We start from the raw sequence: 22,468 nt of genomic DNA, 5'->3' as shown, positions 1-22,468 counted from the left end.
TCGACGGCGGCGTGTTGAGTAGTGTGGATCCGGAGCTGGACCGACGGGGACGAGGAGGGCGCCGTGGAGGACCTTCTCCTGACGGTCGTGTTCATCGTCCTGCTGCTCAACCTGGTGGTCGCGGTGATCACTGCACTGCGCGCACGCCGTCGGGGCAGCTGGCTGCTGGTGATCCTGCTCAGCGGCACCACCGGAGCGGCCCTGACCGCCGTGCTGGCGCTGACCGCTGAGCCGCCGGAGCCCCGGATGCTGGACGTCGGGCTGATCCTCACCGGCCTGGCGGCCCTGACCGCGGCCGTGCGTGCCGCCCGGCTGCGTCGGGAGGAGGGGAAGCCCCATGCCCCCGACCAGTGAGACCCTGATCCACGGCGCAGGCCTGCTGCTGCTGATCAGCGGGACCGTGTTCTTCACCGCCGGCACCGTCGGGCTGATCCGCTTTCCGGACGTGCGCAGCAGGCTGCATGCTCTGGCCAAGGCCGACACGCTGGGCCTCGGTCTGGTGCTCCTGGGGGCCGGACTGCTGCTCGGCAGCTGGAGCGCAGCAGTCGTGCTCCTGCTGACCTGGCTGCTGGCTCTGGGCGCGGCCTCCACCAGCGCCCACGTGCTGGCGCGCCTGGAGGCGGAGAAGAGTGACGGGACGGAGCCCCGATGAGCGCGATCGACGTGGCGCTCGGGCTGGCGGTGCTGATGACGACGGCGGCCGCGCTGCTGCCGCGGCGACGCTCGGCGCAGGCCATGAGCTTTCTGGGCCTGGGCGTGATGATGGTGCTGCTGTGGCTCCACCTGGGCAGCGTGGACGTGGCCCTGGCGGAGGCCGCCCTCGGCACCGGTCTGCTGAGCGCCCTGCTCGTCCTGCTCGCCCGAGGCGAGAAGGATCCCGCCCGGCAGCACGCCGAACGGCCCTCGTCGGGACGCCGCCGCCTGGGCCGCTGGATCGGCACCGGGGGTGCCTGGCTGCTGGTCACCGCAGTGATGTCCCAGGTGTGGCTAGGCGTCGAGCAGCGGCTTCCCGCCTGGCGCGAGCCGCTTCCGGCCTCGATGGGGACCACGGGTGTGGACCACGAGATCACCGGGGTGCTGCTGACGTTCCGTTCCTATGACACCCTGCTGGAGTCCGCGGTGCTGATGCTGGCCGGTGCCGCCGTGCTGGCCCTCTCCGGGGCGGAGATACGGGCCGCCACCTGGTCCCCGGGCGAGACCATGACGTGGTGGGCGCGGCTCAGCGCCCCGGTGCTCCTGCTGCTGGGACTGTGGCTGCTCTTCGCCGGAAGCTCCGACTCCGGCGGGGCGTTCCAGGCGGGAGCCGTGCTGGCGGGGATGCTCATGCTCGCGGATGCCGCCGGAGTGGGACGTCTGGCGGTGGCCGGCCGGCTGCTCGCACTCCTGCTGACCGTCGGGGTGGTGGTGTTCCTCGTCGCCGCCGCGCTGGGCCCTCTCGGAGGACGAGCCTGGCTGGACTGGAGCCCGGCGGGCGCGTTCGCTGTGGTGCTCACCGTGGAGATCACCCTGACCCTGGGCATCGCCGCCGCCCTCCATCTTCTCTATCTGGGCCTGCGTCCGACACAGGAGGTGCTCCGATGACCTCGATCACGCCTGATCAGTGGTACGGCCTCCTGGGCATCGCAGTGACGGTCGCCGGGCTGGTGCGGCTCGTCACCGTGGCGGACCTGGTCGCGCGTCTGGTGGCGCTCAACGTGATGGGGATCGGTTCCCTGCTGGTGCTGATGGCTCTGGCGGCGCGCGGCCCACAGGTGGACCCCGTGCTCTCCGCACTGGTCATCACCGGTCTGGTCATCACCGTGGCGTTCACCGGCGTCGGGGCCGTGCTGATCCGTCGGATCGAACAGCCTCCTCCCGAGCGGCGGGAGGAGGACCCATGACCCTGTCCCAGACCGCGCTGGGAGCCGTCGTGCTCCTTCCGCTGGTCACCTCCGCGCTGAGCCTGGTGCTGCCTCCGGCAGCTCGACGGTGGGTCGGGGTGACGACGGCGGTGCTGATCCTGCTCGGCACCACGATCATCGTGGCGGCGGTGGCCCAGGGGTCCGTGCAGGAGCTGGCGCTCTCCGGGCATGCCCCGCCGCTGGGGATCGCGATGCGCGCCGACGGACTCGGTGCCCTGTTCCTCGCCACCACCGCCGCCGTGGGGTCGCTCACCACGCTCTACGCTGCCGCGCTGCCCTCCTCGACAGGCGTGCGGCTCGACGGGGACGTCCCGGCGGCCGGCCATCCCGGGTTCTGGCCGCTGTGGCTGGGCTGCTGGGCCGGGCTGAACGCCGTCTTCCTCTCCGGGGACCTCTTCAACACCTACGTGGGGCTGGAGCTGGTCGGGCTCACCGCGGTCGGGCTGGTGGCGCTGGGCGGGCGCGACTCCCTCACCGCCGCCCTGCGGTACCTCTTCGTGGCCGTGGCCGGATCGCTGCTGCTCCTCCTGGGCGTCGGCCTGCTGCTGGCCGTCACCGGGCACCTCGACGTGCTGCGCGTCGCCCAGACCACCTCCGAGCTGGAGGACTCCGGCCCGGTGCTGATGGCTGTGGGCCTGATCACTCTGGGCCTCGCTCTCAAGACCGCCCTGGTGCCGCTGCACCGCTGGCTGGTCCCCGCCCATGCCGGTGCGCCGGGTGCGGTCTCTCCGCTGCTGTCCGGGCTGGTGATCAAGGCCGCGCTGTTCGTGCTGCTGCGCTGTTGGCTGTGGATCCTGCCGGAGACCGGGGACGGACAGATCTCGGGCGCGCAGATCCTCTCCTGGATCCTGGCGGCCATGGGGGCCGCCGCGCTGATGATCGGCGGGGCCACGGCGCTGCGGCAGGATCGTCTGAAGCCGCTGGTCGCCTGCTCCACTGTGGCGCAGGTGGGCTACTGGGTGCTGCTGCTGCCGATCGTCACCGATCCGCGGGCTGAGGGTGCAGTCCTGCAGGGCGCCCTCGGCGGCACCGTAGCGCTGGCCCTGTGCCATGCCGTGGCGAAGGCCGGGCTGTTCCTGGCGGTGGGGACGTTCAAGGAGATCTACGGCACCGATGAGATCTCTGCCCTGCACGGGGTGGGCCGTGACCATCCGGTGCTGGTGCTCTCAATGGGCCTTGCCGCGCTGGGACTCATCGGGCTGCCCATCTCGTGGGGCTTCCTGGGCAAATGGCAGCTGGCCACCTCCGGTGTCGCCGCGGGTCACTTCTGGATCGTCGCGGTGCTGGTGGCCGGGACGCTCCTCTCCGCGGCCTATCTGCTGCGCGCCGTCGGCCCGCTGCTGGTGGAACCTGAGGCCGACGACGACGCCAGGCGGTCCCCCCACCGGCGGCTCCGCCAGGTGCCGCGTGCCGCATTGTCCGCTCCGCTGCTGCTGGGCCTGCTGACGGTGGGCACCGGTCTGCTGGGCTCCTGGATGGACCAGGTGCTCACCGTGGGGGTGCCCTGGTGATGCACGAGATGACCCTCGACGACCTGCTCGGAGCAGTGATCTCCTGGCTGCCGCTGGTGATGGTCCTGCTGTCCCTGGCAGCGGCCGCGCTGATCTTCCCCCTGCCGGAGCACCGGGGAAGGCTGCGCGCCACGGTGAACCTCACCGCCGCGGTGCTGAAGGTGCTGCTCATCGTGGCTCTGGTGCCCCCGGTGGTCGCCGACGGGGCTCGTCCGGAGGTCTCGATGCCGTTCCTGCCGGGGATCGACCTGGTGCTGCGCGCGGACCCGCTGGCCCTGTTCTTCGCGGGGCTCTCGGCCGTCCTGTGGCTGCTCACCACCGTGTACGCGATCGGCTACCTGAAGGGCAGTCCGCATCGCAGCCGCTTCTTCGGGTTCTTCAGCCTCTGTGTGACCGCCACCGTGGGCATCTCCTTCTCCGGGAACCTGATCACCTTCCTGGTCTTCTACGAGCTGCTGACCGTGGCCACGTATCCGCTGGTGGCCCACCGGGGGACACCTCAGGCACTGCACGCGGCACGGCTCTATCTGCGGTACACGTTGAGCGGCGGACTGGCCGTGCTCATCGGCGTGGTCTGGCTGACCATGTACGCCGGGCCGGCGGACTTCGCCGAGGGCGGGGCCGAGTCGGTCACCGAGCTCGCTGCGGCCTCACCCGGGACGGCCACGCTGATCTTCGTGCTCCTGGTCGGCGGGCTGGGCGTCAAAGCTGCGCTGTTCCCGCTGCACGGCTGGCTGCCCCAGGCGATGGTGGCCCCCGCCCCGGTCTCGGCCCTGCTCCATGCCGTGGCGGTGGTCAAGGCCGGCGTGTTCGGCATCGTGCGGGTGGTCGACGACGTCTACGGCATCGAGGTGACCGCCGCCCTGGGCGTGCTCACCCCGCTGCTGCTGGTGGCCAGCTTCACCATCCTCTACGGCTCCTACCAGGCGCTGCGGCAGACCGACCTGAAACGGCGCCTGGCGTACTCGACCGTCTCACAGGTCAGCTATGTGACCCTGGGCATCACCATGATGGATGTGACCGCCACCGCCGGCGGGGTGGTGCACCTGGTCCATCAGGGGATCATGAAGATCACCCTGTTCTTCTGCGCCGGTCTCTTCGCCGAGGTGCTCGGCGTCCATCGCATCGAGGACACCCGGGGCCTGGGGCGGCGCATGCCGCTGACCTCCGCCGCCTTCACGGTCGGCGCCTTCGGGATGATCGGCCTGCCGCCCACGGCCGGGTTCATCTCGAAGTGGCAGCTCGGCGAGGGCGCCCTGGCCTCCCCGCACCCCTGGGTGCTGGGCGTGCTGGTGCTGTCCTCGCTGCTGAACGCCGCCTACTTCCTTCCGATCGTGCTGAGGCTCTGGGCGCCCGAGCCCGTCCAGGCGGAGGGTCGGGACCGCGGGCGGGTCCACGAACCCGCCCCGCTGGTGGTGCCGGCGATGATCACCGCAGGTTTCACCCTGCTGGTGGGCCTGGCTGCCTCGGTGCCCTTCGCTCCACTGCGCGTGGCCGAATACATCGCCGAGGGGGTGTTCCGCTGATGCTGCTGATCTCCTGGGTGACGCCGCTGCTGCTCGGCGGACTCCTGCTCGCCGGTCAGGCGCTCCCGCCCGGAGCCCGTGGGCCGGTCACGACGGCGGCGATGCGTCTCGCCCCCGCTGCGGCGCTTCCGGCGCTGCTGCTTCCGCTGAGCCCCGAGACGCCGACGCTGGAGCTGCCCGGCCTGCTGCTAGGGACCACGCTGACCATGGACGGCCCGGCCCGCCCCCTGGTGGCCCTGGCCGCGCTGGTCCATGCCGCCGCGCTGGTGACGGTCGCCTGGGCGGCGCCGTCCGCACCCTCCGGGTCCGAGCGCGATGCGAGTGACCGCTCCCTGCCGCCCGGGGTGCTGAGCGCCTTTCTGCTGCTTTGCCTCGGTGGCACTCTCGGCGTATGCCTGGCCGCCGACGTCGTGACCTTCTACGTGATGTTCGCGCTGATGAGCTTCTCCGCGGCGGGGCTGGTGGTCCACCATCTGGACGGCGCCGCGGTGCGCGCCACCCGGGTCTATCTGGTGATGTCGGTGGTCAGCGAGACCGCGCTGCTCGCTGCGCTGCTGCTGGTCTTCGCCGCCGGCGGGCGCACGATGGCGGAGGCTCCCGACGCCGTCGTGGATTCTGAGCACACCGGACTGGTGCTGGTGCTTCTCGGGGTGGGGCTGGGGATCAAGGTCGGCGTGGTGCCGCTGCATCTGTGGCTGCCGCTGGCGCACCCGGCCGCTCCCCCGGCGGCCTCCGCCGTACTGTCCGGGGTGCTGGTGGCCGCCGGGCTGCTGGGGATCCTCCGGCTGACACCGGATCAGGCGCAGCCCGCGGCAGGGGCCGTGCTGCTCGTCGTCGCCCTGCTCGGCGGTCTGCTGGCGGCCGCCGCAGGTGCGGTCCAGGAGGACCCCAAGGTGGTGCTTGCCTATTCGACGATCTCGCAGATGGGCCTGCTCGTGGCCGTGGCGGCGGTGGCCCTGCTCCAGCCGCAGGCTGCCCCTGCGGTGACCGCGGCGGCGGTGCTCTACGTGGTACACCACGGGCTGGTGAAGGGTGCCCTGTTCCTGGGGGTGCCGCTGCTGCGCGGTGGAGGAGGCCGCGCAGTGCGTGCGCTGGTGGTGGGCGGATCCGTGCTCTGCGCACTCTCGCTGGCCGGGGCTCCGCTGACCACCGGGTGGGTCGCCAAGTACGCCGCCAAGGAGGCCGTGCAGGAGGCCTCCCCCGCCCTGGAGCAGCTCCTTCCGCTGGTCGCGGTCGGCTCCACGGTGCTGATGGTCCGGCTGGCCTGGACCCTGCGCGAGGGCGGCTCCGGCGATCCCCCGGCCTCTGCGGCGCTCGGTGCCTGGCTGGGACTGGTGCTCCTGGGCGCCGGGCTCCCCTGGTGGATCACCGGGGGCTGGCTGGACGTCGCCGTGCCCGGCGCCGAGGCCGCCGTCGTCTGGGACGGCCTGTGGCCGCTGCTGGTCGGCGCAGCCCTGTGCGGACTGGCCGTCCCGGCGGCCCGGGCAGTGGGCCGTCCGCGCATCCCCGCAGGGGACCTGGTGGTCGCCACCGAGTCCGGGGCACGTGTGCTGTCACGCGCGCTGCACGCGGGGACGGGGGCCGCCCACCGGTTCACCGGGCAGTCCGCCGCACGGTGGCGGGAGCTCTGGTCTGGCGCCGCGGAGAGGGGCAGGAGCCTGGGCTCCCGGGCCGACGCCGGTCTCCAGGACTGGGGGCGCTCCGGCGCGGCCCTGCTGGTGCTGTTGGTCCTGGTGAGCCTGATCGTCCTCGTCGCAGGAGGAGGGTGACCCATGGATGAGACACGAGGCGCACGCATCCGCCGCTGGACGACGGCGGCGCTGATCCGCGGCGCGGCCGCCGCAGTGCTCTGGGCGGGCCTCACTCACGGCGACCCGGACAAGGCCGTCTACGGGCTGGTCTCCGTCCTGGCCGCCGTCGCGCTCAGCCTGTGGCTGCTGCCGCCGCGCCGCCGGCCGGGCGACGTGGGGCGATGGCGTCAGGCGGCCGCCGCCGCCAGCCTGATCCTCTGGTTCCTCCGAAAGATCGTGGTCGGCGGCGTCGACGTCTCATTCCGGGCGCTGCACCCTCGGACGCGGATCTCCCCGGAGGTGGTCAGGGCGCCGCTGCGGCTGGCGCCGGGTCCGGCCCGTGAGATCGCCCTGCTGATGATGAACCTGATGCCCGGCTCCATGGTCCAGCGGGTCCTGCCCGGCGAGCCGGAGAGCGTGGAGATCCACGCGCTGGCCGCCGAGCTGCGGCCCCGAGAGATCTGGGAGGAGCTCCAGAGCCGCACCGCGGCGCTGGAGGGGCGCCGCCGGACGGCAGAGTGAGCGGGCCTCGGCATCCGGCCGACCTGACCGGTAGAGTCCGCCGGGCAGGACTCTGACAGCCCTGACAGCCCGGACAGCTCAGGAAGGAGCCGCACGTGAGCCCTCATCACACACACATCAGCCAGGTCCATGAGCAGATCATCGCCAGGAATCCCGGTGAACGGGAGTTCCACCAGGCTGTCGAGGAGGTCTTCGAGTCGCTCCACCTGGTGCTGGAGAAGCACCCCGAGTACATGGACGGCTCCGTGCTGGAGCGCATGTGTGAGCCGGAGCGACAGATCATCTTCCGGGTGCCGTGGACCGACGACGGCGGCACGGTCCACATCAATCGCGGCTTCCGGGTCCAGTTCAACTCGGCCCTGGGGCCCTATAAGGGAGGCCTGCGGTTCCACCCCGACGTGCTGCTGGGCACGGTCAAGTTCCTCAGCTTCGAGCAGGTCTTCAAGAACAGCCTGACGGGCCTGCCGATCGGTGGCGGCAAGGGCGGCAGCGACTTCGACCCCAAGGGCCGCAGCGAGGGGGAGATCATGCGCTTCTGCCAGTCGTTCATGACTGAGGCGTATCGGCACATCGGCGACAAGGTCGACGTCCCTGCCGGAGACATCGGGGTGGGCCGGCGGGAGATCGGTTACCTGTTCGGCCAGCACAAGCGCATCACGAACCGCTACGAGGCCGGGGCGATCACCGGCAAGGGCACCACCTGGGGCGGTTCGCTCCTCCGCCCGGAGGCCACCGGCTACGGCACCGTCTACTTCACCGAACACATGCTGCGCGCCGCCGGGGAGGGCATGGACGGGCGCCGTGTGGCCGTCTCCGGTTCGGGCAACGTGGCCCTCCACGCGATCGAGAAGGTCCAGGAGCTGGGCGGCACGGTCATCGCCGCCTCGGACTCCGCCGGCCACGTCCATGATCCCGAGGGCATCGACCTGGAACTGCTGCGCGAGGTCAAGGAGGTCCGCCGGGAGCGCATCTCGGCCTATGCGGAGGCCCGGCCGCGCGCGCGGCACCACTCCGGGGCGGTCTGGACACGCGGGGACCTGGAGGACGTCGAGGTCGCCCTGCCCTGCGCCACGCAGAACGAGATCGACGCCGATGCGGCCCGGCGTCTGGTCAGCAACGGCGTGCGGGTGGTCGCCGAGGGCGCCAACATGCCGTGCACCCCGCAGGCGGTGCAGATCTTCCGCGAGAACAGGCTACTCTTCGCCCCGGGCAAGGCGGCCAATGCGGGCGGCGTCGCGGTCTCGGCGCTGGAGATGCAGCAGAACGCGAGTCGCGACTCCTGGACCGCCGAGTACACCGATGAGCGGCTCGCCGGGACGATGGAGCATATCCACACCCTCTGCGCGGAGACCGCCGAGGAGTACGGGGTCCCTGGGGACTACGTGGCCGGGGCGAACATCGCCGGATTCCTGCGGGTGGCTGATGCCATGATCGCCCAGGGCGTCATCTGAGCTGATCCGGGGGTCCCGCCTCAGCCGCCCAGCACCTGCCACGTCCCGCGGATCAGCGCCCCGAGGGCACCGAGGCCGGCGAGGGCCATCGCCAGGGTGCGCGCACGGGCCGGGGAGACGACCTTCGTCAGTTGGCCGCCGAGCACGATGCCGAGCAGCACGATGGCCACGATGGCACCGAAGAGCAGGCCCAGATGCAGGTCACCGGTCTGGCCGACCTCGTCCACCGAGCCGAGGAGCAGCTTGGTGACCACCGACGCGGCCCCCATGGTCATGAACAGCGGCTGCATGGTCGCCGCGAAGCTCTGCTGGTCCCAGCGGGAGAGCCGCGCACAGATGACCATCACGGGGGCCGCCACCCCGGAGGTCGTGTTGAAGAAGCCGCCGAGGACACCGCTGACGACGTCCACGCGCCGGCCCTCCCAGTGCGGCAGGCGGGGCAGGCTGACGGTGATCAGCAGTGCGCACAGCACGATGGCGCCCAGGATGATGGACAGCCAACCGGCGGAGAGCTGGCCGACCAGCCAGGCGCCCGGGACCGCCCCGATGACGGTCACGGGGCCCAGGGTCCGGAAGCGTCGCCAGTCGATCCGCGACCAGACGGCGAGCATGATCAGAAAGCCGGAGACCATCGTGGCCATATTGGTGACCAGCACCCCGAGGGCGGGTCCCAGCAGGATGGACAGCACCGGCGCGACGACGAGCCCCACCCCGCTTCCGGAGACGCGCTGCAGCACGGTGCCGATCAGGACGGCGCCGGCGATGATCAGCAGGGGGCCGAGGACCGTCATGGACACGGATGCCACTGTACTCCGGACATGACGAGGCCCCCACGCCGTGGGGTGCGGGGGCCTCGTGTCTGCTGAGCTCAGCTCACAGGGCGCTCAGCTCACTCGCCCTGGTCGAGGACGAAGGCGGCCTCCAGGTCGATGGTGACCTTGTCCCCGACCAGCACGCCGCCGGCCTCCAGGGTGGCGTTCCAGGTGAGCCCGAAGTCCTTCCGGGAGATGACCGCGCTGGCGGAGAAGCCGGCGCGGGTGGCGCCGAAGGGGTCCACCGCCTGACCGCCGAACTCGACGTCGAAGGTCACCGGACGGCTCTCGCCGCGGATGGTCAGGTCGCCGGTGACCTCGAACTCCTCGCCGGCCGGCGTGAAGTCACGGGCCACGAAGGTCAGCTCGGGATGGGTCTCGACGTCGAGGAAGTCCTCGCCGCGGACGTGCGCGTCGCGGTCGGCGTTCTTGGAGTCGAAGGACCCCACCTTCACGGCGGCCTCGACGGCGGAGGCGCCGCCCTCGGCCACGGTCAGCGTCGCATCGGCGTCGGTGAAGACGGCGCGGACCTTCGAGATGCCGGCGTGACGGACGGTCATGCCAATCTCGGAATGGGCGACGTCCAGCGTCCAGGTGCCGGGGGTCAGAGATGCCATGTTCAGTGCGCTCCTTCAGTTGATCGTTCGCTGGGTTGATCGGCGGTGCCGACTCGTCGAGGGTCAACCAGGACAGGCACCAATTTATTTCAAAACTGAAAAGTCTGTCGAGGCGCGGCGGACCAGCTGCGTGTCGAGGACGACGGACTCCGCCTCCTCACCCTGCATGAGTCGTAGGAGCATGTCCACAGCGGTCGTGGCCAGCGAGTCCACCGGATTGCGCACGGTGGTCAGCGACGGACGGCTCAGCGAGGCGGCCTGCGAGTCATCGAATCCGACGACGGCGATCTGCTCCGGCACCTGCAGTCCGGCCGCCTGGATCTCATGGATCGCGGCGACCGCCATCAGGTCCGAGGCGACGAAGACCGCGTCGAGCCCCTTCTCCCGCCGCAGCAGGCGCCGCATCCGCTCCCCGCCGGACTCCGCGGAGAAGTCGGCGATCTCCACCAGGTCATCGGCCAGCCCGGCCGCGCGCATCGCCCGTCGCCAGCCGGACAGCCGGTCCGCGCCCGGAGCCATGTCCTGCGGGCCTGCGATGGTGCCGATGCGGCGACGGCCCCCCGCGATGAGGTGCTCCGCGGCGAGCGCCCCGCCCGCCTCGTTGTCCATGTCCACATAGGGCAGACCCGTGCCGCCGGCCTGGGGGCGACCCACATGGACCGCCGGCAGCCGGGTCTCCCGCAGGGCGCGCCAGATCGCCTCGTCCTGGTGGTGGGAGACCACGATGGCGCCGTCTGTGCCGCCCCCCGCAGGTACTTTTCGATCTTGCGGCACCCGTCACCGGGGCGGCCCATCGCCAGCAGCACCTGCACCGTGGAATCGGCGAGGGCCTGGGTGATGGAGACCAGCAGCGACGCGAAGAACGGATCGCGGAAGACCCGGTCCTCAGCCTCGGGGACGACCACGGCGATGGAGCCGGCCTCACGGGTCACCAGCGAACGTGCCGCACGGTTGGGCCGGTAGCCCAGCTCCGCGACGGCGTCCTGCACGGCCTCTCGGGCGGCCGGACGCACCCTCAGGTCCTCGTTGACGACTCGGGAGGCCGTGGCCCGCGAGACCCCGGCTCGTGCGGCGACGTCCTCCAACGTGGGGGCTCGGCAGCCGCCTGTCTCTCTGCTCACATACCCACGGTAGCCCGTCGGTCTCCGGCCGACGGGGCCGCACGGCGCGGAGGGCACGTTTGAAGCGCCCATCACCAGGTGAGACAGTAGACTCTTTGAGAGACTGCCCCGAGCAGGGACAGTCATGAAGACGGAGAAGGAGGTGCCGATGGGCCTGCTGGACAACGTCGAGCGTGGCATCGAGAAAGCCGTCCGCGGCGCCTTCTCTGGACGCGGAGGGAGCCTCGGCCCCGTGGAGATCGCCACCGCCGTACGTCGGCACATGGACCGTGAGTCCTTCACCATGTCCCAGGGACGCAGCTTCGTCCCCAATGTCTACAGGATCCGCCTCTCGGAGGAGGATTTCGCAGCCGCCAGGAAGTATGGCGTCGCCCTGGCCGAAGAGCTGTGCGAGGAGATCATCCGCCACGCCGACTCGCAGGGGTACACGCTGCTCGGCCCGGTGAAGGCCACCTTCGTGAAGAACACCGACCTGAAGCGCGGCCAGCTGGGCATCGAGTCGCTCACCGAGAAGGACGCCGCCGGCGCCGAGCCGGCGCCGAGCGTCCCCCAGCCCGCCCCTGAGGCCGAGGAGATCGCGCCCACCATCGCGCAGCCAGCCGTGCCGACCCCCTCGGTGGTCGCAGTCCTGGACCACGAGGGCCGGCAGCACCCCGTGCGCGCCGAAGGCACCGTGATCGGCCGCTCCACCTCCGCTGACCTGACCATCCCGGACACCGGCGTCTCCCGTCGCCACCTGGAGGTCTTCCGCGACGGCCGGCGCTGGATCGCCCGGGACCTCGGATCGACCAACGGCTCCTACGTCGACGGCGAGCAGCTCATCGGCTCCCATGACCAGGTCGAGCTCTTCGACGGAGCGCTGATCTCGCTGGGCAATGCCCGGCTGCGCTTCCGTCTGGCGACCGGGGAGGTGTGATGAGCGAACTCGCCGTCACGGTCCTGCAGTTCGGGCTCCTCCTGCTGCTGTGGATCCTGATCCTCTCGATCATCGCGGCCCAGGGACGCGACCTGATGGTCTCCAAGAAGTCCCGGACCCGCGCGCACACCTCGGCGGCGCGCAAGAACGACGGCGGCTCAGCAGCTCGGACGCCGTCGGGCTCCTCGGCGCCCACCACCGGTCAGACCCAGCGGCCCAAGCCCCGGAAGCTCGTGGTCACCGAGGGCCCGCTGACGGGCACCCAGCTGGACCTGGGATCGGCCCCGATCATGCTCGGCCGCGCCCAGGAGTGCACGCTGGTGCTGGAGGACGACTACTCCTCCGGCAAGCACGCCCGACTCTTCCCCCAGGGTTCGCGATGGTTCCTGGAGGACCTGGGGTCTACCAACGGCACGTGGCTCGGCGAAGAGCAGCTCACCCGCGCCTCCACCGTGGAGCCCGGGGAGCGCATCCGCATCGGCAAGACCGTCCTGGAGCTGAGGACCTAGCCCGTGGCCCTGGTCTTCCGCTTCGCCGCCCGCTCCGAGACCGGAGTCGTCCGTTCCAAGAACGACGACTCCGGCTATGCGGGGCGCTATTTCGCGGTGGTCGCCGACGGCATGGGAGGCCATGCAGGCGGCGACGTCGCCAGCGCCTCCACCGTGCTGGACCTCGCCCACCTGGACACCCTCGGCTTCGCCGAACCAGACACCGTGCTGCCCGATGAGATCCAGACGGCCAACGCCTTCCTGAACAAACTGGTCAAGGCCAATCCGAAACTCTCCGGCATGGGCACCACCATCACCTCCCTGCTGATCACCGGGGACCGACTGCAGTTCGCCCACATCGGGGACTCGCGGGCCTACCGACTGAAGAAGGGCCGCTTCCGGCAGGTCAGCAAGGACCACACCTTCGTGCAGCGGCTCGTCGACGAAGGTCGTCTGGATCCAGACGAGGCTGAGTTCCATCCGCACAAGAACGTGCTGATGCGCGTCCTGGGCGACGTCGACGCCTCCCCGGAGCTGGACATCACCTCCTTCCCACTGGAGGCCGGTGAGCGCTGGCTGCTGTGCTCCGACGGCCTCAACGCGGTGGTCTCAGACCGGCTCGTGGAGCAGAAGCTGCGCTCCTCGCGATCATTGGAGTCGATCGTCGAGGAGCTGGTCGACCTCACCCTCGAAGGCGGGGCCCCGGACAACGTGACGGTGCTCTGCCTGGAGGTGGTGGAGGCCGATGAGCAGGACCTGACCCCCAGCCGACGTCTGCCGCTGACCCAGGCCGCCGTGGACGCCGCCGCAGAGGGCTATCAGCCCCCGACGGGCCAGTCGACCGGCGGTGAGCACCCCGGCGACGCCGAAGAGACCATGGAGCTGGTGCCCGTGGTCAACGTGGACGCGCTCTCCGAGCACCCGCCGGAGGAGGACGACGAACTCTCGCCGCTGACCGCCTCGATGCTCGGCCAAGGACTGGAGACCCGCCCGCATCTGCTGGTGGGCGCCGCCGACAAGGCCACCGAGACTGGCATGATCCCGGTGGTGGCCCGCAATGTGGACGAGCACCCGATGGCGGTGCTGCTCACCGGCCAGCCGCTGATCCCCGTGCGCCACACCTACTCCGAGATGCTGGGCGACCACCGTGAGCACCCGGCCGAGGAGACTCCCCGCTCCGAGCAGGCTCCGGAGGCCGCGGAGACGACCGAGAACGCCGAGGAGGCGCCCGCGGAGACACCAACAGTGACGTCGGAAGTGACGTCCGCGGGAGCATCGGCGGAGACGTCGGAAGAGGCTCCACTGGGGGAGGACGAGGACCCCGACCTCTCCGACCCGGCGCTGACCGAGGCCGATATGGCGAGCTCGGAAATCGACGTCGAGGACGTAGCGATCGCGAGCCGCGCCTCCCGACGCCGTCGCTGGTTCCTGCCGACCTTCGTGACCCTGCTCGCGCTGCTGCTGGGCGTGGTGACGTTCCTGGGATACATCTGGACCCAGACCCAGTACTACGTGGGCCAGGACGACGGTGAGGTGGCCATCTACAACGGCGTCTCGCAGTCACTGGGCCCGATCCCGCTCTCCGGGGTCGACGAGCACGCCGGCTTCGACGTCGAGGAGCTCTCCCCTTACCACCGCGAGCGGGTGCTGCGCGGCATCCCCGCCGACGACCGCAGCCATGCGGACACGATCGTGGAGCAGCTGCGGGCGACCACGGCCTCCGCGCGGGAGGCCGAAGCCGAAGACGCAGACGCCGACGCAGAAGACACAGACGCAGAAGACGCAGACGAGCCGACCGAGGACGGGGGTGAAGAGCAGTGACCCAGGTGGAGACAGCACCCAGGCCGCGTCGCAACGTGGAGCTGGTGCTGCTGCTGCTCGCGCTGACCATCGGCATCGGTGCGAAGTTCCTCGTCGCCGTCGCGATGGACGAGCCCTACGACCAGACCTACTACACCGAGGCGGCGCTGTTCGTCGCCATGTCCCTCGCCTTCCACATCGTGCTGCGGCTGCGGGCCAAGTACGCCGACCCGTTCATCCTGCCGATCGTGGTGACGCTCAACGGGCTGGGCATGGCGATGATCCACCGTCTGGACCTGGTCACCGGAGGGCCGCCGGCGGAGGACCGCCAGCTGATGTGGACCCTGGTCTCGATGGCCGCGGCGATGGCGTTGCTGTGGTTCCTCCAGGATCACCGGCGGCTGCGCCAGCTGACCTACATCTCCCTGGTGGTCAGCGTGGTGCTGCTGTTCCTGCCGCTGATCCCCGGGCTGGGCATGACGATCAACGGCGCCCGGATCTGGGTGAACCTGGGCTTCGCCTCCTTCCAGCCTGCGGAGATCGCCAAGATCACCCTGGCGATCTTCTTCGCCGGGTTCCTGGCCAACAACAGGGACTTGATCCTGCTGGCAGGTCGGCGCATCGGCCCGCTGCAGCTGCCCCGCGCCCGGGACCTGGGGCCGATGTTCATCGCCTGGATCGTGGCCATCGGTGTGCTGGTCGTGCAGAACGACCTGGGCACCTCGATCATGTTCTTCGGCCTCTTCATGGGCATGATCTACGTGGCGACCTCGCGGCTGTCCTGGATCATCATCGGCGTGGGCCTGGTCGCCGCCGGCGGCCTCCTGGCTAACCAGTTCGTCCCGCATGTGAATCAGCGCGTGGAGATCTGGCTCAACGCCTTCGACGAGGAGATCTATTCGCGGCCCTTCGGCGGCTCGGACCAGATCGTCCAGGGCCTGTTCGGACTCACCAACGGCGGCCTGACCGGCACCGGCTTCGGCTCCGGCCTGCCCCAGCGGGTGCCGCTGTCGAACTCTGACATGATCATCGCGGCCTTCGGCGAGGAGCTCGGGTTCATTGGGCTCTCCGCAATGCTGATGCTCTACCTGGTGCTGTTCAGCCGGTTCATGCGCGCCGGCCTGGGCACCCGCGACGCCTTCGGCAAGCTGCTCTCCGTGGGCTTCGCCGTGGTGCTGGTGCTGCAGATCTTCGTGGTGGTCGGCGGCATCACGCGGGTGATCCCGATGACGGGTCTGACCACCCCGTTCCTCGCCGCCGGCGGATCCTCGCTGCTGGCCAACTGGCTCATCCTGGCGCTGGTGCTGCTGATCTCGCATGCGGCGCGGCGACCCATCGTCGTCGGCCCGATGGTCAACGTCACCGGCGCTGACGCCGCCGGCACAGAGAACCCCACCCATCAAGAGGGCCCTGGAGCCGCCGAGCCCAAGCGCCCGGTGGCCAAGCCGCTCACGGCGGCGGAGCGCACGCAGCGCCACGCCCCCGCCCACGGGCACCCCCTCGAAGAGCCCGAACCCACCCACGAGACCTCAGGGGGCGACCGGTGAACAACGCGATCCGTCATACCTGGCTCGTCAGCGTCGGCCTCTTCGTCGTGCTCTTCGCCGCGCTCAGCCTCATCCAGGTGGCGCTGACCGAGGAGCTGAACTCCCACCCGAACAACGTGCGCCAGGTCTATCAGGACCGCGGCGCTCCGCGGGGGGCGATCACCGTGGACGGCACCGCCATCGCCGAATCCGTGCCCTCGGAGGGCACCAACTTCGACTACCAGAGGGTCTACCATGACCCCTTCCTGTACTCCGGCATCACCGGGTTCTACTCGATCGCCGCTGAGTCCACTGGGCTGGAGAACTCGATGAACGACTACCTCACCGGGCAGTCGGACAGTCAGTTCTTCGACCGGATCACCTCCCTGTTCACCGGGGAGACGTTGGAGGGCGCGCAGGTCGAGCTCACCCTGGATCCGGAGCTGCAGCAGCTGGCCTATGACACGATTCCGGACGGCACCCGCGGATCGATCATCGTCTCCGAGGTGGGCACCGGAGAGATCAAGGCGATGGCGTCGAAGCCGAGCTACGACACGAATCTGCTCGCAGTGCACTCCACCAGCCAGTTCCAGGAGAACATCGATGCCCTCAGCGAGGAGGACGGCCTGAGCGCGTACCGGTTCAGACCGGTGTATGACACCATCGCCCCCGGCTCGACGTTCAAGCTGATCGATCTGGTGGCCATGCTGGACTCCGGGGACTTCGACGCAGACACGGTGATGGACAATCCCTCCGAAATCGAGCTCCCGCAGTCCAACCGCACGCTGAGCAACTTCTTCGGCGGAATCTGCGACCAGCAGTCCGAGGCCGATCTGCACTTCATCACCGCCCAGTCCTGCAACACTCCCTTCGCGGAGACCGCCATGGAGATGGGGCAGGAGCCTATTCGCGAGGCCGCCGAGGCGTTCGGCTGGAACCAGAACATCGACTTCCCGCTGACGGTCTCCCCCTCGCAGTTCCCCGAGGTCGGCTCCGACGCCGAGCTGGCCTACGCCTCGATCGGCCAGGCGAGCGTGACCTCGACCCCGCTGCAGATGAACATGGTCGCCATGGCCATCGCCAACGGCGGCACGCTCATGCAGCCGACGCTCATCGAGTCAGTGCGCGCGGCGGACCTGCAGGTGATCGAACGCTCCGAGCCGGAGGTCTTCGGCGAGCCGATCTCCGAGGACGTCGCCGAGGAGCTCACCGAGCTGATGCAGGGGCCCGTGGAGTCCGGCACCGCGTGGCGGGGCCAGAGCGACCGATTCGACATCGCCGCGAAGACCGGCACCGCCCAGATCGGTGACGACAGCAACCTGGTGCACTCCTGGATCACCGGTTTCGCCCCCGCCGACGATCCCCAGTATGCGGTGACCGTGGTCTACGAACGCATCGACTACGACTACGGCTCCTCGCTGACCGCGCCGAACATGCGCACGATGCTCGAGGCGGTGATCGAGGAATGAGACCTGCTGTGGGCATCCTCATGGGCGATCGCTACAAGCTGACCGAGCGGATCGCCATCGGCGGCATGGGTGAGGTGTGGAAGGCCTCCGACGAGATCCTGGGCCGCACTGTGGCGATCAAGATCCTCAAGGAGGAGTACACCGGCGACGAAGCCTTCCTCCGCCGCTTCCGCGCCGAGGCGCGGCACACCGCGCTGCTCAACCACCCCGGCATCGCCGACATCTACGACTACGGCGAGCAGGCCGGCTCCGGCTACCTGGTCATGGAGCTCGTGCCGGGACGTCCCCTCTCCGTGCTGCTGGAGAAAGACCGGACGCTGCCCTGGGAGAAGACGCTCTCGATCATCGCCCAGACCGCGCGCGCCCTGCAGGTCGCCCACGACCAGGGACTCGTCCACCGAGACGTGAAGCCGGGGAACCTGCTGATCACCCCCACCCGCCGGGTGAAGATCACCGACTTCGGCATCGCCCGACTGGCCGACCAGGTGCCGCTGACCGCCACCGGCCAAGTGATGGGGACCGTGCAGTACCTCTCCCCGGAGCAGGCGACCGGCCAGCACGCCACCGGGTCCTCGGACATCTACGCCCTGGGGATCATCGGCTATGAGGCCATGGTCGGGCACCGTCCGTTCACCGGAGAGTCGCAGATCGCGATCGCCCTCAAGCAGGTCAACGATCCGCCCCCGCCGCTCCCAGACACCATCCCGGAGCCGGTGCGGGCACTGATCATGTCCATGCTGGCCAAGGACGCCGGCGACCGGCCGATGAACGCCACCAAGCTCGCCGAGGCCTCCGACGCGCTCCTGCGGCACGACCTCGACGCTGCGCTGAAGGCCGTGCCGACGCTGCTGGACCACATGAGTCACCCCGAGGCCGGGGACGACACCACCCAGGTGATCCCTGCGGCGACGAAACCGACCGCGGTGGTCCCCACAGCAGGCGCCGCCGCCGGGGCGACCGGAGCGTCCGTGCCGACTCCGGCACTGTCTGCGCGGACTCCGGAACAGCCGCCGGAGGCCACAGAGCCCGCCGGGGCGGCAGCAGCGGCCGGCACGTCGAAGAGGGGGTCGAAAGGCTCCAAGGATTCCAAAGACTCCAAAGACTCCAAAGAGTCCAAGGACTCCTCAGCGGGCCTGACACGCTGGCGATGGCCGCTGGTGGCGCTCGTCGCCCTGGTGCTGCTGGCGCTGTTCGGCTCCTGGATGCTGCCCCGGCTGACCAGCTCCGAACCGGAGCCCCAGCCCACGGTGACCGAGACCTTCACGGCCGAGGCCGAGATCGTGACGATCGACGAGGCCGACTTCCTGGGCATGACCCTGGAGGTGGCCACCGAGCAGCTCACCGAGATGGGCCTGGTGGTGGAGGCTGAGGAGGTCGAGTCCCCCCAGCCGCCCGGCACAGTGGTGGCCGTCGCACCCACCGGACAGGTGCCGGCGGGCTCCACCGTCAGACTGTCCTACTCCGTAGGCCTCGAGTCTCTGCCCTCCCCGACCGACCAGGCTGATCCTGACCCCGGCTCCGAGGAACAAGGGGGGAGCGCGGACGACCCCGCCCAGGATGAGGGCCAGACCGGTGGCGGAAACGGTGGTGGCGGAAACGGTGGTGGCGGCGAGAACGGGAACCAGGAGGACACCGGCGAGGCGCAGACCGACTCGCCCTCCCCGACACCGACCTCCCCCGCACCGAGCCCCACCGACGCCGAGGAGGACGGTCCCGACGAGACCGCCCCGGCTCCGCCCGAAGAGGACGGGGAGCCCGAGGAGACCGAGGAAGGCGCCGACGCGGCACCGGAGCCGACCACCGGCCAGGACGCCGACGAGACGGAGCCCCGCGAGGGCGATGCGGAGGAGCCGCAGTCCGGGGAGTCCGACGACACGACACGAAGTGGACAGGCATGATGACTGAGAACGGACACCGCGTCCTCAACGGCCGGTACCGCATCGAGGCCCTCATCGGGCGTGGCGGGATGGCCGACGTATACCTCGGGCACGACCTCTCCCTGAACCGCCGGGTGGCGGTGAAGATGCTGCGCCCGGACCTGGCCCGCGACCCGCAGTTCCAGGGCCGGTTCCGGCGCGAGGCCCAGTCGTCGGCCTCCCTGAACCACCACAACATCGTCGGCGTCTATGACACCGGTCGAGCCGACGTCGAGGACTCCCACCATGCGGAGATCAAGACCCCGTACATCGTCATGGAGTACGTGGACGGCGTCACCCTGCGGCACATCATGCACGGCACTCCCACCCACGAGGGCACCGGCGACGTCGACGCTGACGACGAGGCGACACAGCTGCAGTCCTCCGCGGAGGACCGCACGGTCGCCGACGGCGCCCCCGCCGAGGACGGCTCGGGCCCTGACGTCCTCGCCCTGGGGGACACCGGGCGCACCGACGTCGAGGAGCACGGTGCGGCCGCCGACGTGGGTGAACCGCTGCGCCAGAGGATCGACGAAGCGCTGGGCAGACCGATGCCGGAGCCGAAGGCCGCCGAGTACCTCGACGGCATCCTGGGCGCCCTGAGCTACAGCCACGAGAAGGGGATCGTCCACCGGGACATCAAGCCCTCCAACGTGATGGTGGCGCAGAACGGTGCCGTGAAGGTGATGGACTTCGGCATCGCCCGCGCGCTGGCGGACTCGGCCTCGACGATGACCCAGACCTCCGCGGTGGTCGGCACCGCCCAGTACCTGTCCCCGGAGCAGGCCCGCGGCGAGGTCGTCGACCACCGCAGCGACCTCTACTCCGCCGGCTGCGTGCTGTTCGAGCTGCTGACCAACCGGCCGCCCTTCCAGGGGGAGTCCCCGGTCTCAGTGGCCTACCAGCATGTGCGGGAGGACCCGCCGCAGGTCTCGGACCTGAACCCGCGCGTCTCCCCAGCCATGGAGTCCGTGGTGGCCAAGGCCCTGACCAAGGACCCGGCCGCCCGCTTCCAGAACGCCGACGAGTTCGCCTCCGCGATCAAGGACGCCCTGCACGGAGTGCCCGTGGAGGACGCCACCGCCGCCATGCCCGCCGTCGACCCCGGCGACGACTTCGATCAGCTGGTCAGCGCCGGCGCGGCCGGGCTCGGCACTCCGCTGTCCGCACGCACTCCGGAGGATCCGGACCTCTACCAGGAGCCCGAGGAGGAGGTGGAGGAGCCACGACGTCGTCGTGGGTTCGCCTGGCTGTGGGTGGTCCTGCTGATCGCTCTGGTCGCCGGAGGGACCTGGGCGCTGATCCGCATGCTCGACACCGATTCCGCCCAGGTGCCGGAGGTCGAGGGCATGACACAGGCCGAGGCCGTCGCAGAGCTGGCCGAGGCGAACATCGAGCCGGCGGACATCGAGACGGTCCCGGACCCTGCGATCGAGGCTGACCATGCCATCGGCACCGATCCGGAGGCCGGGGAGCGGCTGGGCGAGGATGAGGAGCTGATCCTCTACATCTCCGCGGGCCAGGACCAGGTGACCATCCCGGACGGCCTGCAGGGTGAGACCCAGGAGACGGTCCGCGCAGAGCTCGAGGCGGTGGGGCTGGAAGTCGGTGAGCTCATCGAGGAGGACCATCCGACCGTGGGCGCCGACGAGCTCATCGCCACCGACCCGGAAGGCGGGAGCACAGTGGAGCTCGGCTCCGAGGTGGACCTGGTCCTGGGCACCGGCCTCTACCCGGTCCCTGACGTGGCGCTGCTCTCGGCATCGGAGGCCCGTGCGCAGCTCGAGGAGGCCGGATTCTCCGTGACCGACTCGACGGTGGACTGGACCACGGACGCCTACGACGCCGGCACCGTCGGCGGGACCTTCTACGGCGGCGATCTCATCGATCCGGGCACGCCCATCCCCCAGGGCGCCACCGTGTCGATCTCCCTGGCTGTGGCTCCGGAGCCGGAGGAGTCCCCGGAGCCTGAGGAGACCCGCTCCCCTGACGACGAGGACGAGGACAACGGGGACGACGATGAGGACACCGACGAAGACGCCGATGACGAGGAGTCACCCACCGACGAGCCGGACGACGAGGAGTCACCCACCGACGAGCCGGACGACGAGGAGTCACCCACCGACGAGCCGGACGACGAGGAGTCACCCACCGACGAGCCGGAGGACGAGGACACCGACGACGAGGACACCGGGAACGGCGAGGGCAACGGAAACGGCGGAGACAACGGGAACGACTCCGACGACGACTGAGCCGGACCGCGGCTCAGCGGATCGGGTTGAGGTCCGCGGCCTTCGCCGCCGCGCCTTCCTGCCCCAGTGACTCCAGCCAGTTTCCCAACATCCGGTAGCCGCCCTCGGTGAGCACCGACTCCGGGTGGTACTGCATGCCCCACAGCGGGGCGGAGCGGTGCGCCAGGCCCATGATGACGCCGTCGGCGGTGGTGGCGGTGACCTCCAGGACGTCCGGCACAGACTCCGGGGCGACCACCAGGGAGTGATACCGGGTGGCCACGAACGTCTTCGGCAGCCCGTCGAAGGACCCGTGACCGGTGTGGGTGACGTCGCTGGTCTTGCCGTGCATGAGCTGCTCGGCGTGGACGACCGTGCCGCCGAAGGCCTCCCCGAGGCCCTGGTGTCCCAGGCAGACGCCCAGCATGGGGGTGGTCGCCTCCGCGCACCAGCGGGTCAGCTCGATGGACACCCCGGCCTCATGCGGGGCCCCCGGACCCGGAGAGATCAGCACACCGTCGTGCTCGGCGGCCAGAGCGATCGCCTCCTGGACGGTGAGATCGTCATTGCGGATCACTGTGGTCTCCGCCTCGAGTTCGCGCAGGTAGCCCACCAGCGTGTAGACGAAGCTGTCGTAGTTGTCGACCACCAGGATCTTCGCCCGGAAAGGCGGCCGTTCCTCTGTGTTCTCAGTCATCGCGCACCATGCTAGCCGTCCTGGATGGTCGAGTCGTTCAGCGGGCTGTACTGATCCACCCAGGGGAAGACGACCTCCATGAGCAGGAGCACAGCGGCGGCCAGCAGCGCCAGGGTGAGGATGATCCTCATCCACAGCGGTCCGGGCAGGTGTCGGAAGATCCAGGCGTACATC

At 70.1% G+C, this 22,468-nt stretch carries 21 protein-coding genes and 1 pseudogene; 16 read left to right on the top strand and 6 right to left on the bottom strand.

Annotated features, from left to right (window positions below; genetic code table 11):
- Positions 1-63 precede the first annotated feature (63 nt).
- The 9 genes from ODE13_RS07585 to gdhA all read left to right on the top strand — a co-directional run bounded on the left by ODE13_RS07585 (position 64) and on the right by gdhA (position 8,701).
- The gene (locus ODE13_RS07585) at positions 64-354 is read left to right on the top strand and encodes a hypothetical protein (protein WP_179541449.1); all 291 of its coding nucleotides are present in this window, start codon (positions 64-66) and stop codon (positions 352-354) included.
- Positions 338-652, top strand: coding sequence for a cation:proton antiporter (locus tag ODE13_RS07580; RefSeq protein ID WP_179541448.1), 315 nt, complete (start codon positions 338-340; stop codon positions 650-652). Before ODE13_RS07585 ends, ODE13_RS07580 begins: the two co-directional genes overlap by 17 nt.
- Positions 649-1,581 (top strand): hydrogenase subunit MbhD domain-containing protein, encoded by a 933-nt coding sequence (locus ODE13_RS07575; RefSeq protein ID WP_322478711.1) that lies wholly within the window; start codon positions 649-651, stop codon positions 1,579-1,581. Before ODE13_RS07580 ends, ODE13_RS07575 begins: the two co-directional genes overlap by 4 nt.
- Positions 1,578-1,880, top strand: coding sequence for an NADH-quinone oxidoreductase subunit K (locus ODE13_RS07570; protein WP_322478710.1), 303 nt, complete (start codon positions 1,578-1,580; stop codon positions 1,878-1,880). The genes ODE13_RS07575 and ODE13_RS07570 overlap by 4 nt, the downstream gene beginning before the upstream one ends.
- A complete protein-coding gene (locus ODE13_RS07565) occupies positions 1,877-3,412 on the top strand; it encodes a complex I subunit 5 family protein (RefSeq protein ID WP_322478709.1) in 1,536 nt (511 codons plus the stop codon). Before ODE13_RS07570 ends, ODE13_RS07565 begins: the two co-directional genes overlap by 4 nt.
- Complete coding sequence (locus ODE13_RS07560; RefSeq protein ID WP_322478708.1) at positions 3,412-4,938, top strand: complex I subunit 5 family protein; 1,527 nt, start codon at positions 3,412-3,414, stop codon at positions 4,936-4,938. The genes ODE13_RS07565 and ODE13_RS07560 overlap by 1 nt, the downstream gene beginning before the upstream one ends.
- The gene (locus ODE13_RS07555; protein WP_322478707.1) at positions 4,938-6,707 is read left to right on the top strand and encodes a proton-conducting transporter membrane subunit; all 1,770 of its coding nucleotides are present in this window, start codon (positions 4,938-4,940) and stop codon (positions 6,705-6,707) included. The genes ODE13_RS07560 and ODE13_RS07555 overlap by 1 nt, the downstream gene beginning before the upstream one ends.
- A gap of 3 nt (positions 6,708-6,710) precedes the next feature.
- Positions 6,711-7,250 carry a Na+/H+ antiporter subunit E gene (locus ODE13_RS07550; protein WP_322478706.1) on the top strand — a complete coding sequence of 180 codons (540 nt, stop codon included), beginning with the start codon at positions 6,711-6,713 and terminating at the stop codon, positions 7,248-7,250.
- Positions 7,251-7,345: 95 nt separating this feature from the next.
- On the top strand, positions 7,346-8,701 hold the full coding sequence (gene gdhA, locus ODE13_RS07545; RefSeq protein ID WP_322478705.1) for an NADP-specific glutamate dehydrogenase: 1,356 nt from the start codon (positions 7,346-7,348) through the stop codon (positions 8,699-8,701).
- Between the two features lie 20 nt (positions 8,702-8,721).
- Here the strand turns inward: gdhA and ODE13_RS07540 are convergent, their stop codons facing one another.
- The 4 genes and pseudogenes from ODE13_RS07540 to ODE13_RS07525 form a co-directional block, all read right to left on the bottom strand.
- On the bottom strand, positions 8,722-9,492 hold the full coding sequence (locus ODE13_RS07540; protein ID WP_322478737.1) for a sulfite exporter TauE/SafE family protein: 771 nt from the start codon (positions 9,490-9,492) through the stop codon (positions 8,722-8,724).
- Between the two features lie 98 nt (positions 9,493-9,590).
- Positions 9,591-10,130, bottom strand: coding sequence for a YceI family protein (locus tag ODE13_RS07535; protein ID WP_322478704.1), 540 nt, complete (start codon positions 10,128-10,130; stop codon positions 9,591-9,593).
- An 84-nt stretch (positions 10,131-10,214) separates the two neighbouring features.
- Entirely contained in the window at positions 10,215-10,853 is a 639-nt protein-coding gene (locus ODE13_RS07530) for a substrate-binding domain-containing protein (protein WP_322478703.1), read from the bottom strand.
- A 287-nt stretch (positions 10,854-11,140) separates the two neighbouring features.
- Positions 11,141-11,323: pseudogene (locus tag ODE13_RS07525) on the bottom strand (LacI family DNA-binding transcriptional regulator); the annotation flags it as partial.
- A gap of 52 nt (positions 11,324-11,375) precedes the next feature.
- Here ODE13_RS07525 and ODE13_RS07520 point away from each other — a divergent pair.
- Genes ODE13_RS07520 through ODE13_RS07490 form a run of 7 tightly spaced genes read left to right on the top strand, consistent with a single transcriptional unit; the run spans position 11,376 to position 21,618 of the window.
- A complete protein-coding gene (locus tag ODE13_RS07520) occupies positions 11,376-12,167 on the top strand; it encodes a DUF3662 and FHA domain-containing protein (protein WP_322478702.1) in 792 nt (263 codons plus the stop codon).
- Positions 12,167-12,676: an FHA domain-containing protein gene (locus ODE13_RS07515; protein ID WP_322478701.1), complete on the top strand. Its 510-nt coding sequence runs from the start codon at positions 12,167-12,169 to the stop codon at positions 12,674-12,676. Before ODE13_RS07520 ends, ODE13_RS07515 begins: the two co-directional genes overlap by 1 nt.
- Positions 12,677-12,679: 3 nt before the next feature.
- A complete protein-coding gene (locus ODE13_RS07510) occupies positions 12,680-14,476 on the top strand; it encodes a PP2C family protein-serine/threonine phosphatase (protein WP_322478700.1) in 1,797 nt (598 codons plus the stop codon).
- Positions 14,473-16,002: an FtsW/RodA/SpoVE family cell cycle protein gene (locus tag ODE13_RS07505; protein WP_322478699.1), complete on the top strand. Its 1,530-nt coding sequence runs from the start codon at positions 14,473-14,475 to the stop codon at positions 16,000-16,002. Before ODE13_RS07510 ends, ODE13_RS07505 begins: the two co-directional genes overlap by 4 nt.
- A complete protein-coding gene (locus ODE13_RS07500) occupies positions 15,999-17,450 on the top strand; it encodes a penicillin-binding transpeptidase domain-containing protein (protein WP_322478698.1) in 1,452 nt (483 codons plus the stop codon). Before ODE13_RS07505 ends, ODE13_RS07500 begins: the two co-directional genes overlap by 4 nt.
- On the top strand, positions 17,447-19,348 hold the full coding sequence (locus ODE13_RS07495; protein WP_322478697.1) for a protein kinase domain-containing protein: 1,902 nt from the start codon (positions 17,447-17,449) through the stop codon (positions 19,346-19,348). Before ODE13_RS07500 ends, ODE13_RS07495 begins: the two co-directional genes overlap by 4 nt.
- Complete coding sequence (locus ODE13_RS07490; RefSeq protein ID WP_416210596.1) at positions 19,345-21,618, top strand: protein kinase domain-containing protein; 2,274 nt, start codon at positions 19,345-19,347, stop codon at positions 21,616-21,618. Before ODE13_RS07495 ends, ODE13_RS07490 begins: the two co-directional genes overlap by 4 nt.
- A gap of 13 nt (positions 21,619-21,631) precedes the next feature.
- Here ODE13_RS07490 and ODE13_RS07485 read toward each other — a convergent pair whose 3' ends face one another.
- Both ODE13_RS07485 and ODE13_RS07480 read right to left on the bottom strand, forming a co-directional pair.
- Positions 21,632-22,294: an aminodeoxychorismate/anthranilate synthase component II gene (locus ODE13_RS07485; protein WP_322478696.1), complete on the bottom strand. Its 663-nt coding sequence runs from the start codon at positions 22,292-22,294 to the stop codon at positions 21,632-21,634.
- Between the two features lie 11 nt (positions 22,295-22,305).
- Positions 22,306-22,467, bottom strand: a complete 162-nt coding sequence (locus tag ODE13_RS07480) for a hypothetical protein (RefSeq protein ID WP_179541434.1) — start codon at positions 22,465-22,467, stop codon at positions 22,306-22,308.
- Between the last annotated feature and the right edge of the window lies 1 nt (position 22,468).

This window comes from Nesterenkonia sp. HG001 (assembly GCF_034438835.1).
In the GTDB taxonomy this organism is placed as follows: Bacteria; Actinomycetota; Actinomycetes; order Actinomycetales; family Micrococcaceae; genus Nesterenkonia; species Nesterenkonia xinjiangensis.
Note: the sequence above shows the minus strand (reverse complement) of the source record. Positions and strands in the feature narration are given on the sequence as shown.